The sequence below is a fragment of the Aeromonas sp. 602658 genome, from assembly GCF_049173005.1.
GTDB lineage: Bacteria > Pseudomonadota > Gammaproteobacteria > Enterobacterales > Aeromonadaceae > Aeromonas > Aeromonas veronii_A.
On the sequence record NZ_JAAKRF010000037.1, the window covers coordinates 1 to 15,310 of the forward strand.

15 protein-coding genes are annotated in these 15,310 nt (G+C 59.6%); 7 read left to right on the forward strand and 8 right to left on the reverse strand.

Annotated elements, in window-relative coordinates; translation table 11 throughout:
• Window positions 1-178: 178 nt before the first annotated feature.
• The 8 genes from G5253_RS17885 to G5253_RS17920 all read right to left on the reverse strand — a co-directional run bounded on the left by G5253_RS17885 (window position 179) and on the right by G5253_RS17920 (window position 9,249).
• A complete protein-coding gene (locus tag G5253_RS17885; protein WP_266134962.1) occupies window positions 179-883 on the reverse strand; it encodes an MOSC domain-containing protein in 705 nt (234 codons plus the stop codon).
• Between the two features lie 49 nt (window positions 884-932).
• Window positions 933-1,778 carry an ABC transporter permease subunit gene (locus G5253_RS17890; protein WP_374995764.1) on the reverse strand — a complete coding sequence of 282 codons (846 nt, stop codon included), beginning with the start codon at window positions 1,776-1,778 and terminating at the stop codon, window positions 933-935.
• A complete protein-coding gene (locus tag G5253_RS17895) occupies window positions 1,775-2,680 on the reverse strand; it encodes an ABC transporter permease subunit (RefSeq protein ID WP_216952653.1) in 906 nt (301 codons plus the stop codon). The genes G5253_RS17890 and G5253_RS17895 overlap by 4 nt, the downstream gene beginning before the upstream one ends.
• Window positions 2,677-3,831, reverse strand: coding sequence for a polyamine ABC transporter ATP-binding protein (potA, locus tag G5253_RS17900; protein WP_216952652.1), 1,155 nt, complete (start codon window positions 3,829-3,831; stop codon window positions 2,677-2,679). The genes G5253_RS17895 and potA overlap by 4 nt, the downstream gene beginning before the upstream one ends.
• Window positions 3,832-3,909: 78 nt before the next feature.
• Window positions 3,910-4,995, reverse strand: a complete 1,086-nt coding sequence (locus G5253_RS17905) for a polyamine ABC transporter substrate-binding protein (protein WP_201937656.1) — start codon at window positions 4,993-4,995, stop codon at window positions 3,910-3,912.
• A gap of 114 nt (window positions 4,996-5,109) precedes the next feature.
• Complete coding sequence (locus tag G5253_RS17910; RefSeq protein ID WP_201937706.1) at window positions 5,110-6,207, reverse strand: extracellular solute-binding protein; 1,098 nt, start codon at window positions 6,205-6,207, stop codon at window positions 5,110-5,112.
• A 54-nt stretch (window positions 6,208-6,261) separates the two neighbouring features.
• Window positions 6,262-7,623 (reverse strand): aspartate aminotransferase family protein, encoded by a 1,362-nt coding sequence (locus G5253_RS17915; protein ID WP_216979719.1) that lies wholly within the window; start codon window positions 7,621-7,623, stop codon window positions 6,262-6,264.
• Window positions 7,624-7,917: 294 nt separating this feature from the next.
• Window positions 7,918-9,249, reverse strand: a complete 1,332-nt coding sequence (locus G5253_RS17920) for a glutamine synthetase family protein (protein ID WP_005342613.1) — start codon at window positions 9,247-9,249, stop codon at window positions 7,918-7,920.
• A 467-nt stretch (window positions 9,250-9,716) separates the two neighbouring features.
• Here G5253_RS17920 and G5253_RS17925 point away from each other — a divergent pair, with 467 nt between their 5' ends.
• The 7 genes from G5253_RS17925 (at window position 9,717) to G5253_RS17955 (ending at window position 15,236) form a co-directional block, all read left to right on the forward strand.
• The gene (locus G5253_RS17925; RefSeq protein ID WP_216952650.1) at window positions 9,717-10,103 is read left to right on the forward strand and encodes a TraR/DksA family transcriptional regulator; all 387 of its coding nucleotides are present in this window, start codon (window positions 9,717-9,719) and stop codon (window positions 10,101-10,103) included.
• 145 nt (window positions 10,104-10,248) lie between these two features.
• A complete protein-coding gene (locus tag G5253_RS17930; protein ID WP_216979720.1) occupies window positions 10,249-11,106 on the forward strand; it encodes a hypothetical protein in 858 nt (285 codons plus the stop codon).
• 62 nt (window positions 11,107-11,168) lie between these two features.
• Window positions 11,169-11,615 carry a DUF962 domain-containing protein gene (locus G5253_RS17935; RefSeq protein ID WP_219296766.1) on the forward strand — a complete coding sequence of 149 codons (447 nt, stop codon included), beginning with the start codon at window positions 11,169-11,171 and terminating at the stop codon, window positions 11,613-11,615.
• A 26-nt stretch (window positions 11,616-11,641) separates the two neighbouring features.
• Window positions 11,642-12,136 carry a CreA family protein gene (locus tag G5253_RS17940; protein WP_005355485.1) on the forward strand — a complete coding sequence of 165 codons (495 nt, stop codon included), beginning with the start codon at window positions 11,642-11,644 and terminating at the stop codon, window positions 12,134-12,136.
• A gap of 74 nt (window positions 12,137-12,210) precedes the next feature.
• The gene (locus tag G5253_RS17945; protein ID WP_421203887.1) at window positions 12,211-13,200 is read left to right on the forward strand and encodes a 2-hydroxyacid dehydrogenase; all 990 of its coding nucleotides are present in this window, start codon (window positions 12,211-12,213) and stop codon (window positions 13,198-13,200) included.
• Between the two features lie 92 nt (window positions 13,201-13,292).
• Window positions 13,293-14,654, forward strand: coding sequence for a molecular chaperone (gene yegD / locus G5253_RS17950; RefSeq protein ID WP_266134959.1), 1,362 nt, complete (start codon window positions 13,293-13,295; stop codon window positions 14,652-14,654).
• A 165-nt stretch (window positions 14,655-14,819) separates the two neighbouring features.
• Window positions 14,820-15,236, forward strand: coding sequence for an META domain-containing protein (locus G5253_RS17955; RefSeq protein WP_421203889.1), 417 nt, complete (start codon window positions 14,820-14,822; stop codon window positions 15,234-15,236).
• Window positions 15,237-15,310: the final 74 nt, after the last annotated feature.

A 15,310-nucleotide genomic window follows, 5' to 3' on the forward strand; every position in this document is an offset into this window, starting at 1 on the left:
CTACCAAGCTGCGCTACACACCGATGTCTGCGGGACGGGAATTTACCGAAAGCCCCGATCCGACACAAGCCTTTTTTGCATTTAAATAGAAAAAAAGGGCCATTTGCTCAACTATTCAACATCCTTGGCCCTCGTTTGCCGAAATGCAGCCAGATGGTGACATTCCGCTAACTCTGCCTCAGGGTAAGCGCAAAGACTCCGGTCCCAGCAGACGGCGCTGCCAGTCAGCCACAGTGCCATGCTCCAGCCAGTCGGCTGCATGCTGGCGCCAGTTGGGCGAGAGGGCCGGATTCTCCAGCAACAGCAGCAGGTCGGTCTCGTTGCGCACCTGATTGAACAGGATGTCCGCCGTGCGCTTCACCGTCAGTTCGGGATAGGGTCTGTCTACCAGCTCCATGGTCGGCTCCGGCGACACCATCCCCTCCTCCAGCACCCGCAGCAACCAGCCACAGCGGCCACCCAACTGCATCACCTGCGACATCTGGCCATAGCCAAAGCGCTGGTTGAGCTTGAAACAGGGGGATCTCGGCTGGCTGATCTGGATCAGTGCCTCACCGAGTCGATAGACATCGCCGATGCAGGCTTGCGCCTCGGTCAGCCCGAGACCGGAGAGGTTCTCGCCAAAGGCGGCAGGTTGCCAGGGGGTACGTGGCGCAGGCAAGCCCAGCGCGGTTTGCCAGGTCTGCCACCAGAGATAGTGATCGGCCGGATAGTAGTGGAGCGCCCGATCCGGGCCACCGTGGTGGCGCAGGTCACACTGCTCATCCCCTTCCAGACCGGCAAAGGTACAGCGAACTGGTGCAGAGATCGGTTGCTTGTGAATGGCGCTGGTGAGGCCGGGCACCAGCTCGGTGCCACGACCACTGAAAAAGGAGATCCGCATACTCATCCTCCGGATTGACGAGAGTAGGCGGATCTTATCATCTGACGAGTCAGGCGACTGCCTGCATCTGGTTGCTCATGGCGATCTCGGCGCGACGGCGCTTCTCCGCCTTGGCCATCAGATACCAGCTGCCGAAGGTAAAGAGCGATACCGACAGCAGGATCAGGCTGGCTACCGCGTTGATCTCGGGTTTCACCCCGAGCCGTACCGCCGAGAAGACCTCCATCGGCAAGGTAGTGGAGCCCGGGCCGGAGACGAAGCTCGCCAGCACCAGATCATCCAGCGACAGGGCGAACGACATCATGCCGCCTGCCGCCAGCGAGGGGGCGATCATCGGGATGGTGATCAGGAAGAACACCTTCCACGGCTTGGCGCCAAGATCCATGGCCGCCTCCTCGATGGAGAGATCCAGCTCCCGCAACCGCGCCGACACAACGATGGCTACGTAGGCGGTACAGAAGGTAGTGTGCGCGATCCAGATGGTCAACATGCCCCGCTCGGCGGGCCATCCCACCAGCTGGGCCATCGCCACGAACAGCAGCAGCAGCGACAGACCGGTGATCACCTCGGGCATCACCAGCGGTGCCGTCACCATGCCACCGAACAGGGTGCGACCACGGAAGTGGGGAATTCGGGTCAGCACGAATGCCGCCACCGTCCCCAGCGCCACCGCGGCGATCGCGGTGTAAAAAGCGATCTCCAGCGAGCGGAACACGGATCCAATCAGCTGCTTGTTGTCGAGCAGGCCGAAGTACCACTTGAGTGACCATCCGCCCCACACCGTCACCAGCTTGGAGGCGTTGAAGGAGTAGATCACCATGATGATCATGGGCAGGTAGATAAACAGCAGCCCAAGCCAGAGCATCAGCTTGGCAAAACCGAAACGTCTCATCATGCCTTGCCCTCCAGCTCTTTGGCCTGGTTACGGTTGAAGAGGATGATCGGAATGATCAGCACCGCCAGCATCACCACCGCCAGTGCAGAGGCGACCGGCCAGTCGCGGTTGTTGAAGAACTCCTGCCATAGCACCTTACCGATCATCAGGGTCTCCGGGCCGCCCAGCATTTCCGGAATAACGAACTCCCCCACCACCGGAATAAACACCAGCATGCAGCCGGCGATAATGCCGTTCTTGGAGAGCGGCACAGTGATCTGCCAGAAACGGGTCAGGTTGCGGGCCCCCAGGTCGGAGGCCGCCTCCAGCAGGCTCTGATCGTGTTTGACCAGATTGGCGTAAAGCGGCAGCACCATGAAGGGCAGATAGGAGTAAACGATGCCGATATAGACCGCCAGGTTGGTATTGAGGATCTGCAGCGGTTCGTCAATCAGCCCGATCCCCAGCAAGACGCTGTTGAGCAGGCCGTTGTTACTGAGGATCCCCATCCACGCATAGACCCGAATCAGAATGGCGGTCCAGGTCGGCATCATGATCAGCAACAGCAGAACGGTCTGGGTCTCCTTGTTGGCCCGAGCGATGGAGTAGGCCATCGGATAGCCAATCAACAGGCAGAGCAGGGTGCTGACGAAGGCCATCTTGAGGGAGCCCAGATAGGCCGCGATATAGAGCTCATCCTCCTGCAGCAGCAGGTAGTTCCCCATATTGAGCAGGATGGTGAGCTGATTGTCGGCCCAGCTCACCACGTCGGTGTAGGGCGGGATCGCCACATCCGCTTCCGCAAAACTGATCTTTACCACTATGACAAAGGGCAGCAGGAAGAAGAGGAACAGCCAGAAGAAGGGGATGCCGATCACCAGCCGGCGCCCTCCGCCCCGCTTCAGTCGTTGCAAGATCTTCATGATTGCAGCACCACGCCGCTGTCATCTTCCCAGTAGAGGAACACCTGGTCATCCCAGGTTGGCCGCTTGCCGTGGCGTTCGGCATTGGCGATGAAAGCCTGAACGATTTTGCCCGAGGGCAGCTGGATGTGGTACACCGAGTGTCCGCCCAGATAAGCGATGTCATAGACCTCGCCCTTGGTCCAGTTGAAGTCCGGATGCTCGATTTCGGCCGGCTTTTGCAGGCTCATCAGCAGCTTCTCCGGCCGCAGGGCGTAGGTCACCTTCTTGTTCTCGGCACGGGAGCTGATCCCGTGGCCCACATAGATGGGCTGCTCCAGATCGGCACAGGCGATGATGGCGTGGTCCTGCTCATCCTCCACCAGCAGGCCGTCGAACAGGTTGACGTTGCCGATGAACTCGCACACCAGCCGACTGGCCGGGGTTTCGTAGATATCCATCGGGCTACCGATCTGCTCGATACAACCGTGATGCATGATGGCGATCCGCTCCGCCATGGTCATGGCCTCTTCTTGATCGTGGGTCACCATGACACAGGTAACCCCGACCCGCTCGATGATCTCCACCAGCTCCAGCTGCATCTTGGAGCGCAGCTTCTTGTCGAGCGCCCCCATCGGCTCATCAAGCAGCAGCAACTTGGGACGTTTCGCCAGCGAACGGGCCAGCGCTACCCGCTGGCGCTGGCCACCGGAGAGCTGGTGCGGCTTGCGACGGGCATACTGGGTCATCTGTACCAGCTTGAGCATCTCTTCGACACGGGCGTCGATCTCGGCCTTGGGCAGGCCATCCTGCTTGAGACCGAAAGCAATATTCTGTGCCACCGTCATATGGGGAAACAGGGCGTAGGACTGGAACATCATGTTGATGGGGCGTTCATAGGGGGGCATATCGGTGATATCCACCCCGTCGAGGAACAGACGCCCTTCGGTCGGGCGCTCGAACCCTGCCAGCATCCGCAGCAAGGTCGATTTACCGGAACCGGATCCTCCCAGCAGGGCGAAGATCTCCCCCTTGTGAATATTCAGGGAAACATTATCGACCGCCAGGGTTTCATCGAACTGCTTGCTAACCCTGTCTATTTTTACCAGCACTTCTTTGCGTTGCTGGCTGCCCTCAAGGGCTTTCTTGTAGGCACTGGAGGCTATCGCCATTACCAAACTCCCTAACGTGATACTGGCCTCACGGCCAATCCATAAAAGCGATTTGGCGCCCCAGAGCGGGCACCAAGGTCAGGTACCGGACTTGATCTTGCTCCAACTCCGGGTGATTTGACGCTGTACCGCGCGGGAATGTGCCTCCTGCACATAGAGCCGCTCCAGCACAGCCTGAGGCGGATAAACCCCCTCATCATTGCGCACCGTCTCATCCATGAACTCGCCAGCCTTGGCATTGGGGTTCGCATAGCCCACATAATTGCTGACCTTGGCGATCACCTCGGGCTGCAGAACATAGTTGATGAGAGCATGTGCCTCTTTGACATTGGTGGCATCAGACGGGATCGCCATCATGTCGAACCAGAGATTGCCCCCCTCTTTAGGAATGCTGTAGGCAATCTTCACCCCCTTGCCTGCCTCGTCGGCACGGGCTGCCGCCTGCAAGATGTCGCCGGAAAAGCCCGCTGCCACACAGATATCGCCGTTGGCGAGATCACCTATGTATTTGGAGGAGTGGAAGTAGGCCACATAGGGGCGCACCTTGAGCAACTGCGCCTCGGCGCGCTTGATATCGGCCGCGTCCTGGCTGTTGGGGTTCAGTCCAAGGTAGTTGAGGGCAGCCGGGATCATCTCGTCTGCCGAGTCGAGGAAGGCGACGCCGCAACGGGAGAGCTTCTCCATGTTTTCCGGCTCGAAGATGGCCGCCCAGGAGTCGATCTTGTCGACCCCCAGCACCGCCTTGATTTTGTCGACGTTGTAGCCGATGCCGTTGGTTCCCCACAGATAGGGCACCGCGTACTGATGGCCCGGATCCACCTTCTCGAGCTGCTTGAGCAGCACGGGATCCAGGTTGGCCAGATTGGGCAGCAAGCTCTTGTCCAGCTTCTGGAAAGCCCCCGCCTTGATCTGCTTGGAGAGGAAATTATTTGAGGGCACCACCAGATCGTAACCGGTCCGTCCGGTCAGCAACTTGCCTTCCAGGGTTTCGTTGGAGTCAAATACGTCATAGACGGTCTTGATCCCGGTCTCCTGCTGGAAATCGCTGAGGGTGGTCTCGCCGATATAGTCAGACCAGTTGTAGAAATGGAGCACAGGGGCTGCCTGGACTGCATTCGCCAATCCCATGGTCAGCGCTATGGTTAGCAATCTGGTTGTATTCACGGTGTCAGTTCTCCTGTTCAGTGGTTGACCGTCTGCGCATCCATTCGCGCGGCCCATCCGGATGGATGGCATCACTACCCTCCCGGCCGAACTGCGGACCGGGAGGGGTATTCGTTACTTACCGGACTTGATCTTGGTCCAGCTGCGGGTCATCAGACGCTGCACCTTGGCCGGCAGATCTGGGAAGGTGTAGATCTTCTGCAAGGTTGCAGAGTCCGGATAAACCCCCGGATCGGTACGGATCGCCTCGTCAACCAGCGGGGTCGCAGCCTTGTTGCCGTTAGGCGCCTGCACCTGATTGGTGATGTTGGCGATCACGTCGGGCTTCATCAGATAGTTGATGAAGGTGTGGGCCGCCTCGACGTTCTTGGCATCCGCCGGGATGGCGATCATGTCAAAGAAGCTGCCTGCCCCCTCTTTCGGAATGGTGTAGGTCAGTGCCACGCCATTTTTGGCTTCCGCCGCCCGCGCCTTGGACTGCTGCAAATCCATGGAGTAACCGACAGCAACACACAAGTTGCCGTTGGCCAGATCCGAGATGTACTTGGAGGAGTGGAAATAGGCGGTATAGGGACGAATGGAGAGGAACAGCTCCTCGGCCTTCTTCAGCTCGTCCGGCTTCTGGCTATCCGGTTTGAAGCCCAGATATTGCAGGGCGGCCGGTAACATTTCGGTCGGCGAGTCGAGGAAGGAGACGCCGCACTCCTTCAGCTTGGCCATGTTCTCCGGCTTGAACACCAGATCCCAGGAGTTGAGCGGCGCATCGGCCCCCAGTACGGCCTTCACCTTCTCGGCATTGTAGGCATAACCGATGGTGCCCCACAGATAGGGGATGGAGTACTGGTTGCCCGGATCGCTCGGGTCGAGCGCCTTGAGCAGGTCGGTATCCATATTTTGCCAGTTGGAGAGCTTGGACTTGTCCAGCTTCTGGAACACGCCAGCCCTGATCTGTTTGGCCAGGAAGGGGTTGGACGGCACCACGATGTCGTAGCCGGATTTACCAGCCAGCAACTTGGCTTCCAGTACCTCGTTGCTGTCAAACACGTCATAAACCACCTTGATGCCCGTCTCCTTCTGGAAGTTTTCCAGGGTATCCGGGGCGATATAGTCGCTCCAGTTGTAGACGTGCAACACCTTCTCTTCAGCCATTGCTCCGGCACTTGCCATGACCAGAGCCACAGAGGCAGCGATCACTCCCGTTTTGAAAGACATCATCCTTGTCTCCTAAGCAAATTGTATGCGCATGCAAACCTGCCCGGCCGCACCTCAACCCTTCAGCTTGGCGGCTGTCAGATCCAGACTGAGCCTGGCTAGCTTGACCAATTCATCAACCTGTTCCTCGGTGATCACCAAGGGGGGCGATATGATCATGGTATCGCCTACCGCCCTCATCACCAAGCCATTGTTAAAACAGAATTCCCGGCAAGTCATCCCGGCATTGGCATGGGCCGGGAAACGCCGGTTGGTCTGCTTGTCCTGGACGATTTCCAGGGCTGCGACCAGCCCGCGGCCACGGGTTTCACCCACCAGCGGATGATCGGCCAGCTCTGCCCAGCGGCGCTGCAAATAGGGGCCGATGGTATCATGCACTCGCTTAACTATGCTCTCCTTTTGCATAAGCTGGATATTGGCCACCGCCACCGCGCAAGAGACCGGATGGCCTGAGTAGGTGAAGCCGTGGTTGAACTCGCCCCCCTCTTCCACCAGCCCCTTGGCAACCCGGTCACTCACCATCACAGCGCCGAGCGGCAGATAACCGGAGGTAATCCCCTTGGCCAGACACATCAGATCCGGCTTGATGCCAAACCCTTCGCTGGCAAACCAGTGGCCGGTACGGCCAAAGCCGCAGATCACCTCGTCGGCTATCAGCAAAATGCCGTAGTGATCGCAGATGCGCTGGATCTCCGGCCAGTAGCTGTCAGGCGGAATGATGACACCGCCCGCCCCCTGGATCGGCTCGCCGATAAAGGCGGCCACCTTCTCCACCCCCAGCTCCAGAATCTTCTGCTCCAGCTGACGGGCCCGCTCCAGCCCGAACTCGTGGGCACTCATCCCCTGCCCCTCACCGAAGTGATAAGGCTGGTCGATGTGCACTATGCCGGGAATGGGCAGACCACCCTGGGCATGCATCCCTTTCATGCCACCCAGACTCGCCCCCGCCACGGTGGAGCCGTGATAGGCGTTGTGGCGGCTGATGATCACCTGTTTTTCCGGTTGCCCCTTGCTGGCCCAGTAGTGGCGCACCATCCGCAGCACGGTGTCGTTGCACTCGGAGCCGGAGCCGGTAAAGAAGACATGGTTGAGATGGGATGGCGTCACTTCGGCCAGCAAGGTGGCCAGCTCGATCACCGGCGGGTGCGCGGTCTGGAAGAAGAGGTTGTAGTAGGGCAACTGCTGCATCTGACGGGTGGCAGCATCCACCAGCTCCTGCCGACCATAGCCCATATTGACGCACCAAAGCCCCGCCATGCCGTCCAGAATGCGCTTGCCTTCGGAGTCTTCCAGATAGACGCCACTGGCTTTGGTGATGATACGGCTGCCCTTCTTGTTCAGAGCCTGAAAGTCGGTAAAGGGGTGCAGGTGGTGGCTGGCATCCTGCTGCTGCCACTCACGGGTAGTCTGTTGCATTGTTAGCTCCTCGGTTCCTTCGATTTAGCTGGTTCTGTTCGTCAATCATCAGGAGGGCTGCCACTCCCGCAATCACTGCCACTTTCGCGTGGACTGCGGCACGGCCTGCTCCTCACATCCTTCAATTCGAGCCAAAAACTGTTATCAACCATGCAACCAGAGCGGTGGCGAGCCAACTTCCGCTCACAACCATCCGCAGGCGGAGGCACTCCTCCATCCCGTATTACCGGTTACAGGCAGGGGAGGCAGCCTGCCTCCCCGATTCGGACGATGCGTGGCCGGCACGCATCCGGGTCAGACGTTCAGCAGCAGGAACTCTCGCTCCCAGCGGCTGATCACCCCGAAGTAGGTCTCGTACTCTTTGCGTTTGACCGCGACAAAGGCGCGTGTGAAGCGCTCCCCCAACATCTCCTTGATCGGCTCGCACTGTTCGAGATGGCTGAGCGCCTCCTCCAGCGAGCGGGGCAGACTGTAGGGCAGGTCGTAGGCGCTGGATTTCATCTCCTGCATGGGCTCCAGCTTCTCCATCATGCCGAGATAGCCGCACGCCAGGGTGGCGGCCAGCGCCAGATAGGGGTTGGCATCGGCACCGGCGAAGCGGTTCTCCACCCGGCGGGCACTCGGGTCGGAGAAGGGTACCCGCAGACCACAGGTGCGGTTCTCGACACCCCACTGGACGTTGCGTGGCGCGCTCTCACCGAAGGTGAGGCGGCGGTAGGAGTTGACATTGGGAGCCAGCAGGGCTGTCACCGCCGGGGTGTACTTCTGCAGACCTGCGATGAAATGCATGAAGAGTTCGGAGTTGCCGCCATCCGGGGTGCCGAACAGATTTCGACCGTTCATATCCTCCAGACTCTGGTGGATGTGCATGGCGGAGCCCGGCTCGTTGCTCATCGGCTTGGCCATAAAGGTGGCGTAGATGCCGTGGCGATGGGCCGCCTCACGCATGGTGCGCTTGAAAAGGAACACCTGATCCGCCAGATCGATGGCATCCCCGTGCAGGAAGTTGATCTCCATCTGGGCAGCACCGGACTCGTGGATCAGGGTATCCACCTCCAGCTCCTGCGCTTCGCAGTAGTCATACATGTCTTCGAAGATGGGATCGAACTCGTTGACCGCATCGATACTGAAGGACTGGCGAGCGGTCTCCGGACGGCCGTTGCGCCCTACCGGCGGCATCAGCGGATAGTCGGGGTCTTCGTTGCGGGTGACCAGATAGAACTCCAGCTCGGGCGCCACCACCGGCTTCCAGCCCTGAGCCTCGTAAAATGACAGAACCCGACGCAGTACGGAGCGAGGTGCAATGTCGATCAGCTTGCCGTTGACGTCGTAACAGTCATGGATAACCTGAGCGGTAGGTTCCAGCGCCCAAGGGACGAAACGGATGGTGTTGGGGTCAGGATAGAGCTGCATGTCCCGCTCCAGCGGATCGATCATGCTGTCGTCATCCGGATATTCGCCGGTCACTGTCTGGGTGAAGATCACCTCGGGCAGACGCATGCCCCCTTCTCGCAAAAACTTGTTGGCTGGGATGATCTTGCCCCGGGCGTTGCCGGTGAAATCAGGGAAGAGACACTCCACTTCCGTGATGCGATTGCTCTCCATCCAGCCCTTGATACTGTCCATGTTAAACCCCGACTCTACGGTTGCCATTGGCAAGGGTGTCTAATATATGGAACACCCTTGTTATCAAATTGTAATCAACACCACCATAAAAGCCCGCTATCAGGGGTAATGTCAAGCAGTGGTGTTTAAAAAACTATAAATAACGGCGCATATAATGACCAAGTCGGCACCAAATACTAAACACTCGTGGCCTCGCCTCTCCCCAGTGCAAAGCCGGTGCCAACCGGCCAAAACCAGATGTCAGATCCCGTCAGATCAGCCGCTAAAGGGGCCATTTTTTTGCAAAGGCGCACAATCCCTGTCCTATTTGCTTTGCTTGGCTGCTTTTTTTTGGTACAAGGCCCGCCCTGATTTGCACTCTCTTGCATGAAAACGGTGCAAATCAGACGAGAAGGGCTTGGTCTGCAGGCAGACAGCCCCCATAAACAGGGATAATTGGGTTAGTAAACTGACTGGTAGTAAATCGTATGTGTGATTTCATGACTGAAGACCAACTGGCCTTTTACAAGGGGCAGATCGAGCGGCAGATCGCCGAGCTCGAAGAGCGCCTGAACTCCCAGGCCAGCCAGGCCATCGCCACCGACACCAACGAGATGGCCGATGAAATTGACCGTGCCAGTATCGAGGAAGCCCGCCGTCTGGAGCTGAACCGCATCGAGCACGACAAGCTGCACCTGCGCAAGCTGAGGGGCGCATTGAAGCGAATGAACGATGGAGATTTCGGTTACTGTGAATCTTGTGGTGACGAGATCTCTCTCAAGCGGCTGCAAGCTCGTCCAGAGTCCCGTTTCTGCGTCGAATGCCAGAGCACCAAGGAATTTAACGATACCCACGTGTTCCGCCGCGTCGCCTGATTCTTCGAAGAACCGTCACCATTCAGGTGCAACAGACGCCAGCAAGGCTGGGCCCGCGCTCAACCTTGCACAACGCCTCGCAGCAAGATGGTGACAAGTTCTGTTAGACTCCGGACACCTTCCGGAATCTACAGGAGAATAGAGAGTGAAATGGCTCATCAAACTGTGTTTGTGCCTGCCACTGCTGGCACAAGCACAGGTTCTGACGGTCAAGGTTCCCAGCCGTCCCGTCAACAATCTTGATCAGGAGTACCAGCTCAAACTGCTGGAACTGGCCCTGACCCGCTCCGGACAACCCTTTCGCATCCAGCCTGTCGAACTCGACCTCAACCAGTTCACCCTTCAGCAGCAGCTGAGCAAGGGCAAGACCATCAACGTCTTCTGGATGGGTACCTCCAGCGCACTCGAATCCTCCCTGATTGCCGTCCCCATTCCGCTGTTTCGCGGACTGGAAGGATTGCGGCTGTCGTTCATCCACGCGGACGCTCAGGAGAAGTTCAACCAGATCAATACCCTGGCCGATCTCAAACAGCTGAAGGCGGCGCAAGGGGTCGGTTGGGCCGATAACAAAATTCTGGAAAATGCGGGCATCCCGACCTTCTCCGGCCGATACAGCAGCCTGTTTCGCCTTATCAACGACGGCGACAAGATCGACTTCTTCCCGCGCGCCTTGGTGGAGATCTTCGCCGAGCGCAGCGAGCTGGTGGCGCAGTATCCCAACCTCGCCATCGAGCAGCATCTGCTGATCCGCTACCCCTTCGCCCAATTCTTCTTCGTCAGCCCCGAATACCCCAAGCTGGCCAAGGCGATTCAGACCGGGCTGGAGCGGGCCTATGCCGATGGCAGCTTCATGAAGTTCTTCAATGACAACCCCAAGATCCGCGAAGCGCTCGCCAGCGCCAACCTCGATCAGCGGGTCACCATCGCCCTGCCCAATCCGGATATGACCCCGTTGCTAAAATCCATTCCGGCCCAATATTGGGAGTATCCACCGCAAGGATAAGCATCACGAACGCCTGACCACGAAGGTCAGGCTGCGAGAACACAGTGCGCCAGGGAGGTGCCATGAAGGGAATCCAGGAGTGGTTTGAGGAGTACGGCCAGAGCCATCGCCATCCGGTCAACGTCGCCATCCATAAGCTGGCGGTGCCGGGCATCTATTTCTGCTCGCTGGCGCTGCTCTGGTGTCTGCCACACGGGCCCTTGCCAGAGATCCTCAACTGGGCGGCAGTGGCGGCTATTCCGGTGCTGCTGTTCTATCTGCAGCTGTCGTTTTCGCTGTTCGCGGGGATGGCCGGGCTAACCGCACTGGGACTGTGGATCTGCCACCAATGGCAGGGGCCGCTGCTGTGGCCCGCGGTGGCGGCGTTCGTGATTCTCTGGATAGCCCAGTTTGTCGGCCACAAGATCGAGGGCAAACGCCCCTCCTTCCTCGCCGACCTGCAATTTCTGCTGATAGGCCCCGCCTGGGTGCTCGCCAGCCTCTATCGTCGCCTGGGCATTCCCTATTGAGGAGTGCCGGGCCAACAGGAGAGACCATGACACATAACCACACGCGACATAATGCCCTGCGCCGCGCCCTGCCCCTGCTGCTGGGGGCCCTGTTTGCCGGCCCGGCGCTGGCCGACAAGGCCGACCCGGTCGGTGAAGTGAGCACAGCCTTCAAGCTGTTTGGCCCCAACCACAAGATCCTGGTGGAGGCATTCGACGACCCGCGCATCGACGGTGTCGCCTGCTATCTGGCGCGCCCCAAGACAGGTGGCGTCAAAGGTGGGCTGGGACTGGCGGAAGATCCCTCCCACGCCTCCCTGTCGTGCCACCAGATCGGCCCCATCACCCTGCCCGAAAAGCTGAAAGCGGGCGAAGAGGTGTTCGATGTCAGCACTTCGCTGGTGTTCAAGGAGCAGAAAGTGGTGCGTTTTTACGACAAGAAACGCAATGCACTGGTTTACCTGACCTACAGCACCAAACTGGTGGATGGTTCGTACAAAAGTGCAGTCAGCGCCGTTCCCATCATGCCGTGGGGACAATAACCAGCCGGTTTGTCCGGTGATAGCTGACCCATTTTGTTGTAATTTGACGACACACACGCTGCGGAGCACATACCATGAAAGTCGCCGTATTCAGTACCAAGAGCTATGACAAAGAGCATTTCAACCAGGCCAACAGCCAGTACGGCTTCGACCTAGAGTTTTTCGATGTGCGGCTGGAGGCCAAAACGGCCCGACTGGCTCACGGCTTCCCAGTGGTGTGTCTGTTCGTCAATGACGATGCCGACCGCGAGGTATTGACCGAACTGGCTGCCAACGGCACCCAGGTGATCGCCCTGCGCTGCGCCGGTTACAACAACGTGGACCTGGCCGCGGCCAAAGAGCTGGGGCTGAAAGTGGTGCGGGTGCCCGCCTACTCCCCCGAGGCGACCGCAGAACACGCGGTCGGCATGATGATGTGCCTCAACCGCCGCATCCACAAAGCCTATCAGCGCACCCGCGACGCCAACTTCTCGCTGGAGGGGCTGGTCGGCTTCAACATGCATGGCAAGACCGTTGGCGTCATCGGCACCGGCAAGATCGGTCTGGCCGCCCTGCGCATCCTCAAGGGCTTCGGGGTTCGCCTGCTGGCCAACGATCCTTACCAGAATCCGGCAGCCATCGAGCTGGGAGCCGAGTATGTGGATCTCGATACCCTGTTCCGCCAATCCGACATCATCAGCCTGCACTGCCCGCTGTTCAAAGAGAACTACCACCTGTTGAACAAGGAGGCATTTGCCAAGATGAAGGACGGGGTGATGATCATCAACACCAGCCGTGGCGGCCTGCTCGACTCCAACGCCGCCATCGAGGCGCTCAAGACCTCCCGTATCGGCGCGCTGGGGCTGGACGTCTACGAAGAGGAAGAGGATCTCTTCTTCTCCGACAAGTCCAACGAGGTGATCACCGATGACGTATTCCGCCGTCTGTCCGCCTGCCACAACGTGCTGTTCACCGGCCATCAGGCGTTCCTGACCCGCGAGGCGCTGCACGCCATCGCCGATACCACTCTTGGCAATATCCGCGCCATCGAGAGCCAGGGCCGCTGCGACAACGAAGTGGAATAGGGGCTCGCCCTCTCTTCGTCACGCGCCGGGTTGTGAGACCCGGCGCCTTCGGGTAGGCTAGCCCCCCTTTTTTATTCAGGAGTCTGGCGCCCATGTTTATCGGATTTGATTACGGCACCTCCAACTGTGCCGTGGCCGTGATGGAACAAGGTAGCCCCAGGCTGCTGAATCTTGGTGCATCCCGCTATCTCCCCTCCACCCTGCATGCCCCCCACCGGGATGCTATCGCCGGTCTGCTGGCCGAAGGGCTGGCCCCCGCCCAGCAGGCGGAGTACCTCAAACTGCGTGGCCCCGTGGTCACCCGCGCCCAGACGGTTCGCCGCCAGATGCGCGAAGAGGGACTGATCGACGAGCTGAGCTTTGGCGGTGCCGCGCTGGAGCGCTATCTGGAAGAGCCGGACGACGGCTACTACATCAAATCGCCAAAATCCTTCCTCGGCGCCTATGGCCTCAAGGCCCCCCAGATCGCCCTGTTTGAAGACATCGTCTGCGCCATGATGCTCCATGTCCGCCAGCAGGCGGAGCAGCAGCTCGACGCCCCGATCCGCCAGGCGGTGATCGGCCGTCCGGTCAACTTCCAGGGTCTGGCGGGGGAAGAGAGCAACCAGCAAGCTATCGCCATCCTGACCGAGGCGGCCCGTCTGGCCGGTTTCGAGCAGGTGGAGTTCCTCTATGAACCGGTGGCCGCCGGGTTTGAATTCGAGGCGCGCCTCACCGAAGACGCCGTGGTACTGGTGGTGGATATCGGCGGCGGTACCACCGACTGCTCCATGCTGCGGATGGGTCCGAGCTACCGAGATCAGCTGGATCGCAGCGGCGATCTGCTCGGCCACAGCGGCCAGCGGATCGGCGGCAACGACTTCGACATCCGCCTGACGGTGGAGGGGATGATGCCGCTGCTCGGCATGCACGAGACCCTCAAGACCGGCAAGCCGCTGCCCCATCCGCTGTTCTGGGATGCGGCCGCCATCAACGACGTAAGTGCCCAGAGCCGCTTCTACAGCCTCGACACCGCCCGCCAGCTGCAGGATCTGCAGCTCGACAGCCAACCCGGCAGCAAGCTGGGACGTCTGGCCAGCCTGCGGGCCCACAAGCTGAGCCACCAGCTGGTATGGCGTGCCGAGCAGGGCAAGATCGCCCTCTCGGAGCAGGAGCTCAATCGCCAGTCGCTGGCCGAGCTGGAAAAAGGGTTGGAAGCGGAGCTGACCCGCGAACAGCTGGCCAACGCCTCGGCCCTGCTGCTGGAGAAGATTGGCGAGCTGATGGATGAGGCGATCGCCGCCGCCGGCGTGCAACCCGACCGCATCTTCGTCACCGGCGGTAGCGCCCGCTCGCCGCTGATCGCCAGCTTTATCCGCCAGAAGATCCCCTCCATCCCGCTTGAGGGTGGCGATGACTTTGGCTCGGTGGCTGCGGGTCTTGCCCGTTATGCCGAGCGGCTGTTCGCCAACTGAGCCCTGAGATAGCGTAAATCGATGGCAACATCACCCGTGTGTTGCCATTAAGCGACAGTCGTGCGGGACAAGGGGCGACAGAAGCGGTCGGTCGTCCCCTCTCCCGCCCTGCTCCCGACTGCCCAAAAAGGGTATTCTTGACGCTCCCCCAACCGGAGCCCCCTCATGCCCAGATTGCCCTTTTTGCTGATCCCCCTGTTACTGCTCGCTGGCTGCAGCTCGACCGCCTTTGTTCAGCAAGATCTGCAACACCACCACTGGGTACTGAGCAAACTGGATGGCGAACCGATCAAGGCCCCCCGCGACAATCCTCCCGATTTCGAGATCGGCGAGCACTTCACCGTCAACGGCATCGCCGGTTGCAACCGCTACTTCGGTCAGGGCCATCTGGAAGATGAGAAACTGTGGATCACCAGTCTGGGCAGCACCGAAATGGCCTGCATGCCGCCGCTCGACACTATCGAACAGGCTGTACTGACCACCCTTACCGAGGGGGCGACCTTGAGCGGCACCAGTCAGAACCTGATCCTGCAGGGCAAACAGCACCGTTTGGAATACACCTTGCGCGACTGGGTGTTCTAGCGCTCACAAAGCCGCATCACAAACAGGAACATGTTGTCCGGCTGTGGCACAATATGAGGCAGAGTTCGCAACGG

Bases quoted from the DNA above. Each gene is read 5' to 3' on its own strand.
- yegD (WP_266134959.1), top strand. From the start codon at position 13,293: ATGTTTATCGGATTTGATTACGGCACCTCCAACTGTGCCGTGGCCGTG.
- G5253_RS17925 (WP_216952650.1), top strand. From the start codon at position 9,717: ATGTGTGATTTCATGACTGAAGACCAACTGGCCTTTTACAAGGGGCAG.
- G5253_RS17915 (WP_216979719.1), bottom strand. From the start codon at position 7,623: ATGCAACAGACTACCCGTGAGTGGCAGCAGCAGGATGCCAGCCACCAC.
- G5253_RS17945 (WP_421203887.1), top strand. From the start codon at position 12,211: ATGAAAGTCGCCGTATTCAGTACCAAGAGCTATGACAAAGAGCATTTC.
- G5253_RS17935 (WP_219296766.1), top strand. From the start codon at position 11,169: ATGAAGGGAATCCAGGAGTGGTTTGAGGAGTACGGCCAGAGCCATCGC.
- G5253_RS17885 (WP_266134962.1), bottom strand. From the start codon at position 883: ATGCGGATCTCCTTTTTCAGTGGTCGTGGCACCGAGCTGGTGCCCGGC.
- G5253_RS17895 (WP_216952653.1), bottom strand. From the start codon at position 2,680: ATGAAGATCTTGCAACGACTGAAGCGGGGCGGAGGGCGCCGGCTGGTG.
- G5253_RS17920 (WP_005342613.1), bottom strand. From the start codon at position 9,249: ATGGACAGTATCAAGGGCTGGATGGAGAGCAATCGCATCACGGAAGTG.
- G5253_RS17940 (WP_005355485.1), top strand. From the start codon at position 11,642: ATGACACATAACCACACGCGACATAATGCCCTGCGCCGCGCCCTGCCC.
- potA (WP_216952652.1), bottom strand. From the start codon at position 3,831: ATGGCGATAGCCTCCAGTGCCTACAAGAAAGCCCTTGAGGGCAGCCAG.
- G5253_RS17910 (WP_201937706.1), bottom strand. From the start codon at position 6,207: ATGTCTTTCAAAACGGGAGTGATCGCTGCCTCTGTGGCTCTGGTCATG.
- G5253_RS17955 (WP_421203889.1), top strand. From the start codon at position 14,820: ATGCCCAGATTGCCCTTTTTGCTGATCCCCCTGTTACTGCTCGCTGGC.
- G5253_RS17890 (WP_374995764.1), bottom strand. From the start codon at position 1,778: ATGATGAGACGTTTCGGTTTTGCCAAGCTGATGCTCTGGCTTGGGCTG.